A 6,712-nucleotide genomic window follows, 5' to 3' on the forward strand; every position below is an offset into this window, starting at 1 on the left:
GCCTAAGCCCACCCTCGAGGCCCTGCTGCACATGCGCGAGGTGCTCAAGGGCGCCGCAGGGCCCGCTGCCAGGGGTTGGGGTGGGCCTCGAGCCAGGCCTGCACCTGCCGGGCCTCGGCGCCCTTGAGCACCTCGCGCATGTGCAGCAGGGCCTCGAGGGTGGGCTTAGGCCACGGCGGCGGCGGGAGCGGCGCGCCGCCGAAGAGGGCCTCGGTGAAGCGGGTGACCCACAGGTCCTTCTCCCTCCGCGCCCGCTGCTCGGCCGCGCCGGTGAGGGCGTGGTAGAGCAGGATGTAGGCCGAAAGCAGCAGCAGGCTCAGCCCGGTGAGCACCACGCCCTGCAGGAGCACCGCGTAGGCCTGGCCGTAGGGCGCCAGGCCGAAGAGGCGCTCGAGGAACACCACCGCCATCCGCCCCAGCGCCCAGCCCTCCGCCAGCAGCACGCCCAGCACCAAGAGCGTGTAGAGCCATTCCCCCTGACGCCACATCTACAAGCACCGCTCCAGGCGCAGGATCAGCTCCTGGGGGCTGAAGGGCTTGGTGAGGAAGTCGTTGGCCCCCAGCTTGAGGCCCCTGACGATCACGTCCTCCTGCTTGAGGGCCGAGAGGATGAGCACGGCGGTCCGGCTGCCCAGCTCCTCGCGCAGGTGGCGCAGCAGCTCGAGCCCGTTGCCCCCGGGGAGGTTGATGTCGAGGATCACCGCGTCGGCGGGCTCGGCCAGGGCGCTCTTGGCGCTCAGGAAGTCGCGCGCCAGCACCGGCCGGTGGCCCGCCCGCTGCAGGACCAGCTCGGTCACGCGGGCCACCACGGGGTCGTCCTCGATGACGAGAATGCGGGCCACGGCTTGCTCCACCCCCAGATTACCCGATGGAGGGCGGCGGGCCGGGTCACGCGGTTCAGCCCTCGAGCAGCCGCGCGACCTCGCGCAGCAATTCCTCCCGGCCGAAGGGCTTGGTCAAGAAGGCGTCGGCGCCGCAGGCGCGGGCCTCGAGCTCGAACTGCCGCTCCCCGCTGGCGCTGAGCACCAGGACGGGCAGCGCCGAGCGCTGCCGGACCCGGCGGATGAGCTCGAAGCCGTCGAGCACGGGCATCACCAGGTCGGTGATGACGAGCCGGACCTCGGGGTGGGCGTCCAGCAGCTCCAGGGCCTCGCGGCCGTTGTCGGCCAGCAGCACCGGGTGCTGGGCGCGTTGGAGGAACAGGCGCAGCACGTGGCGGATGTGGGGTTCGTCGTCAACGGCGAGGATCACGGGCCCTCCCGGGCTTCTGGCAGCCTTAGAGGCCATTCTAGGGGCGGGGGCCGCCCCTCCGGGTTCACGCGGCCATACGCCCTACGCCCCGGGGCCTCGAGGGGCTAACCTTGGCTTATGTTCCGCCGCAGCCGCCCCGGCAGCGAGCTCTTCGAGAAGCTGGCCGGCTTCCACGAGGCCCTGCTGTCCGAGCTCGAGCTTCGCCCCATGCTGCGCAACCTGCTCACCGCCGCGACCCACGGGCTGGGGGCTGAGCGGGCGGCGATCTTCCTGTACCACGCCGAAGACGGCGAGCTGCGCGGCGAGGTGGGGACCGGGCTGGGCGCCAACCACACCGTCTCGGCCATCTCGCTGGGGCTCTCCCACGACGGGCCCATCCAGCGGGCCTTCTTCGGGCCGCCGGAGGGCCTCGAGCTCGGCGGCGAGATCCTGCTGCCGGTCTACGCGAGCGCGGCCCCGGCGGGGGGCGAGCCCTTCTGCTGGGGCGACCCCGAGGCCCGCTGCAGCCTGCGGCCGCGCGTCCGGGCCGCCCAGCGGGCCGAGCGCTGTCCCTCCTGCCCCCACTTCGGCGGGGTGGGGGTGCTCTCGCTGGAGGGGATGGCCCTCGACGAGGAGACCCGCCAGCTCCTGCCGGTGCTGGCCCGGCTGGTGGCGCTGGCCCTGCGCAACGCCCGGCTGCACGAGACCGCCCTCGAGCAGAAGGCCCGCCTCGCCGGGCACAGCCGCGTGCTCGAGCTCGTCAACGCCCTCTCGCACGAGCTCGTGCGCAACCTCGAGCTGCGGCAACTGCTCGAGGCCCTGGCCTGGGGGCTCTACCGCGACCTGGGCTTTTACCGCGTGACCGTGGCGCTCAACCGCGGCGGCGTGCTCGAGGGGCTGCTGACGGTGAAGGAGGGCGAGCTCACCTGGACCGAGGGGGTGAGCCGGCTGCGCCTGGAGGTGCAGGGCTCCGCCGACCCCTTCGCGAAGGCCGCCCGCGAGCGCCAGCCGCTGGTGGTGGCCGGGGACGAGCTTCCCCCCGCGGCCCGCGCCCGCCAGATGGCCTTCGTGCCCCTCACCGCCTACCTGCCGATCCTGGCCGAGGAGGAGGTGTTGGGGGTGGTGGCCGTGGACCACGGCGACAGCGGGCGGGCGGTGGGCGAGGAGGAGCTGCGCTACGTGGAGCTTTTGAGCTACGTGGCCGGCGCGGCCCTCAAGAACGCCTACGCCTTCGAGGAGCGCGAGCGGGCCAACCGGGCGCTGGCGCTGGAGCGCCAGAAGCTCACCCAGGCCTTGGAGCTCATGGGCGACGCGGTGATCGTGCTCGAGGACTACGAGGGCTTCGCCAACCGCATGGCCCGCGAGGTGCTGGGCCTGGGCGAGCGGGTGGCCCTCGACGACCTGCCCCCCGAGCTGTACCCCGCGCTGGAGGGCCGGCCGGTGGAGTACGTGCGCGAGGGGCGCACCTTCTCGGCGCTGAGCACCAGGGAGGGGCGGCTGTGGGTGCTGGTGCTGCACGAGATCACCGCCATCCGCCAGGCCCAGCAGCGCCTCGAGGCCCAAAGCCGCTTCCTGGGCCACCTCGCCGACATCACCCGCCAGGCGCTGGAGAGCCCCGACAGCCCCCACCTGCTGGGCACCCTCGCCGACCGCCTGTCCGACCTCTTCGCCGCCGGGTGGGTCTGCCTGACGCTGTGGGACGAGTCGCGGGGCGTGCCGCTGCCGGCGTGGGCCCGGGGCTTCGCGCTGCCCGCGCTCGAGCCCGAGCTGGGCGAGCCCTCCCTCACCCAGGCGGCGCTGCGGCTGGGCCGCGTGCTCACGCTGGAGGACGTGCGGGCGAGCCCCTACACCGACCCCGTGCTCGCCCACGCCCCACCCACCGCCTCGGTGCTGGTGCTGCCCTTCATCGCGCAGTCGCGCTGGCTGGGGGCGGCCATCCTGGGCTACGGCCGGAGGCGGGCCTTCGGCCCCCTCGAGCTCCAGCAGGCCGAGCAGGCCGCCCCCCTGCTGGCCCTGGCCCTGCTCAAGACCCGGCTGCTGGAGGAGCTCGAGCGGCGTGAGCGGCGCTTCCGCGCCCTCATCGAGAGCAGCCAGGACGTGGTCTACGTGGTCTCGCCCGAGGGGCTGCTGCGCTACGTCAGCCCCAACGCCCGCCACGTGCTGGGCTACGACCCCGAGGGCTACACCCGCACCGAGGTCAGCGGCCTGGCCTTCTTCCACCCCGACGACCGCCCCCAGGCCCAGGCCCTGCTGCGCGAGATCACCGGCCGGCCCGGGGCCACCCGCACCGCCGACCTGCGCGTGATCGACGCGATGGGCGAGGTGCGCTTCGTGGACCTGTGGGCCCGCAACCTCCTCGACGACCCCGACGTGCGGGGCGTGGTGGTGACCCTGCGCGACGTCACCGAGCGCAAGCAGGCCGAGGCCGCCCTGCGCGAGAGCGAGGCCCGCAACCGCGCCATTTTGCAGGCCCTCCCCGACCTGCTCTTCGTGATGGACGCCGGGGGCACCCTGCTGGCCTACCAGGGCCGGCACGACCAGCTCCTGATGGGCTCCGAGGCCTTCCTGGGGCGGCGCCTGGAGGAGGTCCTGCCGCCGGAGGTCGCCGCGCGCGTGCGGGCGGCCCTGTCCGAGGTGCTGGCGCAGGGCGGGATGCGCAGCGTGGAGTACAGCCTCGAGGTGCGCGGCGAGCGCCTGGACTATGAGGCCCGCCTGGCCCGCAGCGGCCCCAACGAGGTGCTGGCGGTGGTGCGCGACGTGACCCAGCAGAAGCAGCTCGAGCGCATGAAGCAGGACTTCGTCTCGGCCGTCTCGCACGAGCTGCGCACCCCGCTGGTGGGCATCATGGGCTTCGCCGAGCTCCTGCTCGAGGACGCCCGGCTCGACCCCGAGTCGCTGGAGTTCGTGCAGCTCATCCGCGAGAGCGGCCTGCGCCTGAAGAACATGGTCGATAACCTCCTCGACACCAACCGCCTCGAGTCCGGCCGCTTCGAGGTCAACCGCCGCCGCGTGGACCTCACCCCCACCCTGCGCGACGTGGCCGCCGCCTTCCGCGGCGTGGCCCAGCTATCGGGCATCGCCTTCGAGCAGCACTTAGAGCCCCTGCCCCTCCTGCTCGCCGACCCCGACCGCGTCGGCCAGGTGGTCGGCAACCTCCTCTCCAACGCCTTCAAGTTCACCCCCAAGAACGGCCGCGTCACCCTGCGGGCCCGCGCCCGGGGCGGCCGGCTGCGCCTCGAGGTCGAGGACACCGGCCCCGGCATCCCCCCCGAGCAGACCGACCGCCTCTTCCAGCGCTACGGCCGCACCCGCTCCGCCCTCGAGCGCGGCATCGGCGGCACCGGCTTAGGCCTGTACATCTCCAAAGCCATCGTCGAAGCCCACGACGGCCACATCGGCGTGAACTCCGTGCCGGGCAAGGGGTCGTGTTTCTACGTAGAGCTGCCGCTCGAGGGCGGGCGGGTTTAGTGCGGCGCGTGGCTCGTGGTAGACCCCACCCCGGCGGCGTCGAGGGTCTAGGGTCGAGGGCCGAGGCGTATTGCGTTTTGCGTAAGACGTACGGCGTACGACGTACGACCCGCGTTCGGCTATCGGCTATCTTCCCCGCGTCGTCAGCAACTCGATAGGGTGCAGCAGGTGCTCCAGGCACTCCCCGTAGTCCACGCCCCGGCGGTAGTCCTCGGCCAGGTCGGCCACGCTGACCTGGCTCAAGGCCTCGAGCACCGCGTCGCGCACGCGCATCCAGACGTGGCTGCGGGCGTGGCAGCGGGGCTCTTCGACGCAGGGCTTGGGCCAGTTGAGGCTCACGCAGGCCAAGGGGGCGATGGGGCCGTCGATGGCGCGCATCACGTCGCGCAGGTTGATCTCCTGGGGGGGGCGGGGGAGGGTGTAGCCGCCGCCGATCCCTTTCTTGGACGTCACCAGGCCCTGGGCCACCAGCACGGCCAGGATGCGCACCAAGTAGGTGCGGCGTACGCCGGTGGCGCGGCTGAGCTCTTCGCTGCCCACGAAGCGGTCGGGGGGTTGGTTGGCTAAGTAGCCCAGCGCCTTGAAGGCGTAGATGTCGGTGGCGGAAAGCCGCATGGGAGTAGTTTACGGCTTTTGTAATCTGTGTTAGCGTAACGCTGGGCCGGCCGGCTTAAGGTTCTCATGAGCGAAGCCGGCGCGCCCGCTTCGGCTTCAAGACCACCGCCAGGAGGCTGAGATTATGAACTACGCCAACCCCGATGTTTTGGTATCCACGGATTGGGTGCTCGAGCGCCTCGACGACCCCAACATTCGCGTCCTCGAGGTCGATGAAGACATCCTCCTCTACGACACCGGCCACGTCCCCGGCGCCCAGAAGATCGACTGGCAGGGCGACTTCTGGGACCCCATCATCCGCGAGTTCATCCAGCCCGACGAGTTCGCCGCGCTGATGGAGCGCCTGGGCATCTCCAACGACACCACCGTGGTGCTTTACGGCGACAAGAACAACTGGTGGGCCGCCTACGCCTTCTGGTTCATGAGCTACAACGGCCACAAGAACCTCAAGCTCATGAACGGCGGGCGCATCAAGTGGACCCAGGAGAACAAGCCCCTCACCACCGACAAGCCCTCCTACCCCAAGGGCCACTATGTCCCCGGGCAGCGCGACCCCAACCTCCGCGCCTTCAAGGACGAGGTGCTGCAGCACCTGCAGAAGGTCCAGGCCGGGGCGGGCGCCCTGGTGGACGTGCGCAGCCCTGCCGAGTTCACCGGCGAGAAGACCCACATGCCCGAGTACCCCCAGGAGGGCGTGCTGCGCGGGGGGCACATCCCCGGCGCCAAGAGCATCCCCTGGGCCACCACCGTCAACCCCGACGGCACCTTCAAGAGCGCCGACGAGCTCAAGGCGCTCTATGACTCCAAGGGCGTGACCCCGGACAAGGAGGTCATCGCCTACTGCCGCATCGCCGAGCGCTCCTCGCACTCGTGGTTCGTGCTCAAGCACCTCCTGGGCTACCCCAAGGTCAAGAACTACGACGGGAGCTGGACCGAGTGGGGCAACAGCGTGGGCGTGCCCATCGCCAAGGGCGCCGAGGAGTAGCTCCCCGCAAAGGCCGCGTCAAGGGCGCACCGCGGTGCGCCCTACGTCTTTTTCAGCGCCCGCAGGCCGCCCTCGAGGTTGTACACCTGCGCGTACCCGGCGGCCTCGAGGTACAGCCCGGCCAGCTCGCTCATGGCCCCCCGCTCGCACACCAGCAGGAGCGGGCGGTCCTTGGGCAGGTCGTGGTCGCCGTGCTGGATGGCCTTCACCGGCAGGTGTACGGCGCCCTCGAGGCTCCCCCGCGCGTACTCGGCCTCGGGGCGCACGTCCACGATGAGCGGGTTCTCCTGGAGGAAAGCCTCGAGCATCTCGGCTTTGAGCGTGCGCATGCCCGCAGGATAACGCTGCGGGCATGCGCACGCTCAAAGCCGAGATGCTCGAGGCTTTCCTCCAGGAGAACCCGCTCATCGTGGA

The 6,712-nt window shown here is 71.4% G+C and carries 7 protein-coding genes; 2 read left to right on the plus strand and 5 right to left on the minus strand.

Features of this window, described 5'->3' with window-relative positions; all coding sequences use genetic code 11:
- Positions 1-44 precede the first annotated feature (44 nt).
- From Mterra_RS17550 to Mterra_RS17560, 3 genes are read right to left on the minus strand one after another with little or no spacing between them, the layout of a single operon-like run.
- Positions 45-488: a hypothetical protein gene (locus tag Mterra_RS17550; RefSeq protein WP_119316335.1), complete on the minus strand. Its 444-nt coding sequence runs from the start codon at positions 486-488 to the stop codon at positions 45-47.
- Entirely contained in the window at positions 489-842 is a 354-nt protein-coding gene (locus tag Mterra_RS17555) for a response regulator transcription factor (protein WP_119316339.1), read from the minus strand.
- Positions 843-897: 55 nt separating this feature from the next.
- Positions 898-1,251 carry a response regulator gene (locus Mterra_RS17560; protein WP_170159722.1) on the minus strand — a complete coding sequence of 118 codons (354 nt, stop codon included), beginning with the start codon at positions 1,249-1,251 and terminating at the stop codon, positions 898-900.
- Between the two features lie 117 nt (positions 1,252-1,368).
- Between Mterra_RS17560 and Mterra_RS23505 the strand changes: the two genes are divergently transcribed.
- A complete protein-coding gene (locus tag Mterra_RS23505) occupies positions 1,369-4,698 on the plus strand; it encodes an ATP-binding protein (protein WP_119316337.1) in 3,330 nt (1,109 codons plus the stop codon).
- Positions 4,699-4,824: 126 nt separating this feature from the next.
- On the opposite strand, the gene Mterra_RS17570 is transcribed toward Mterra_RS23505, so the two are convergent.
- A complete protein-coding gene (locus tag Mterra_RS17570) occupies positions 4,825-5,313 on the minus strand; it encodes an RrF2 family transcriptional regulator (RefSeq protein WP_027892398.1) in 489 nt (162 codons plus the stop codon).
- A 124-nt stretch (positions 5,314-5,437) separates the two neighbouring features.
- On the opposite strand from Mterra_RS17570, the gene Mterra_RS17575 reads away from it, so the two are divergent.
- A complete protein-coding gene (locus tag Mterra_RS17575; protein WP_119316338.1) occupies positions 5,438-6,298 on the plus strand; it encodes a sulfurtransferase in 861 nt (286 codons plus the stop codon).
- 41 nt (positions 6,299-6,339) lie between these two features.
- On the opposite strand, the gene Mterra_RS17580 is transcribed toward Mterra_RS17575, so the two are convergent.
- Positions 6,340-6,627, minus strand: a complete 288-nt coding sequence (locus Mterra_RS17580) for a rhodanese-like domain-containing protein (RefSeq protein WP_027892400.1) — start codon at positions 6,625-6,627, stop codon at positions 6,340-6,342.
- Positions 6,628-6,712: the final 85 nt, after the last annotated feature.

Source organism: Calidithermus terrae, assembly GCF_003574345.1.
Classification (GTDB): Bacteria; Deinococcota; Deinococci; order Deinococcales; family Thermaceae; genus Calidithermus; species Calidithermus chliarophilus.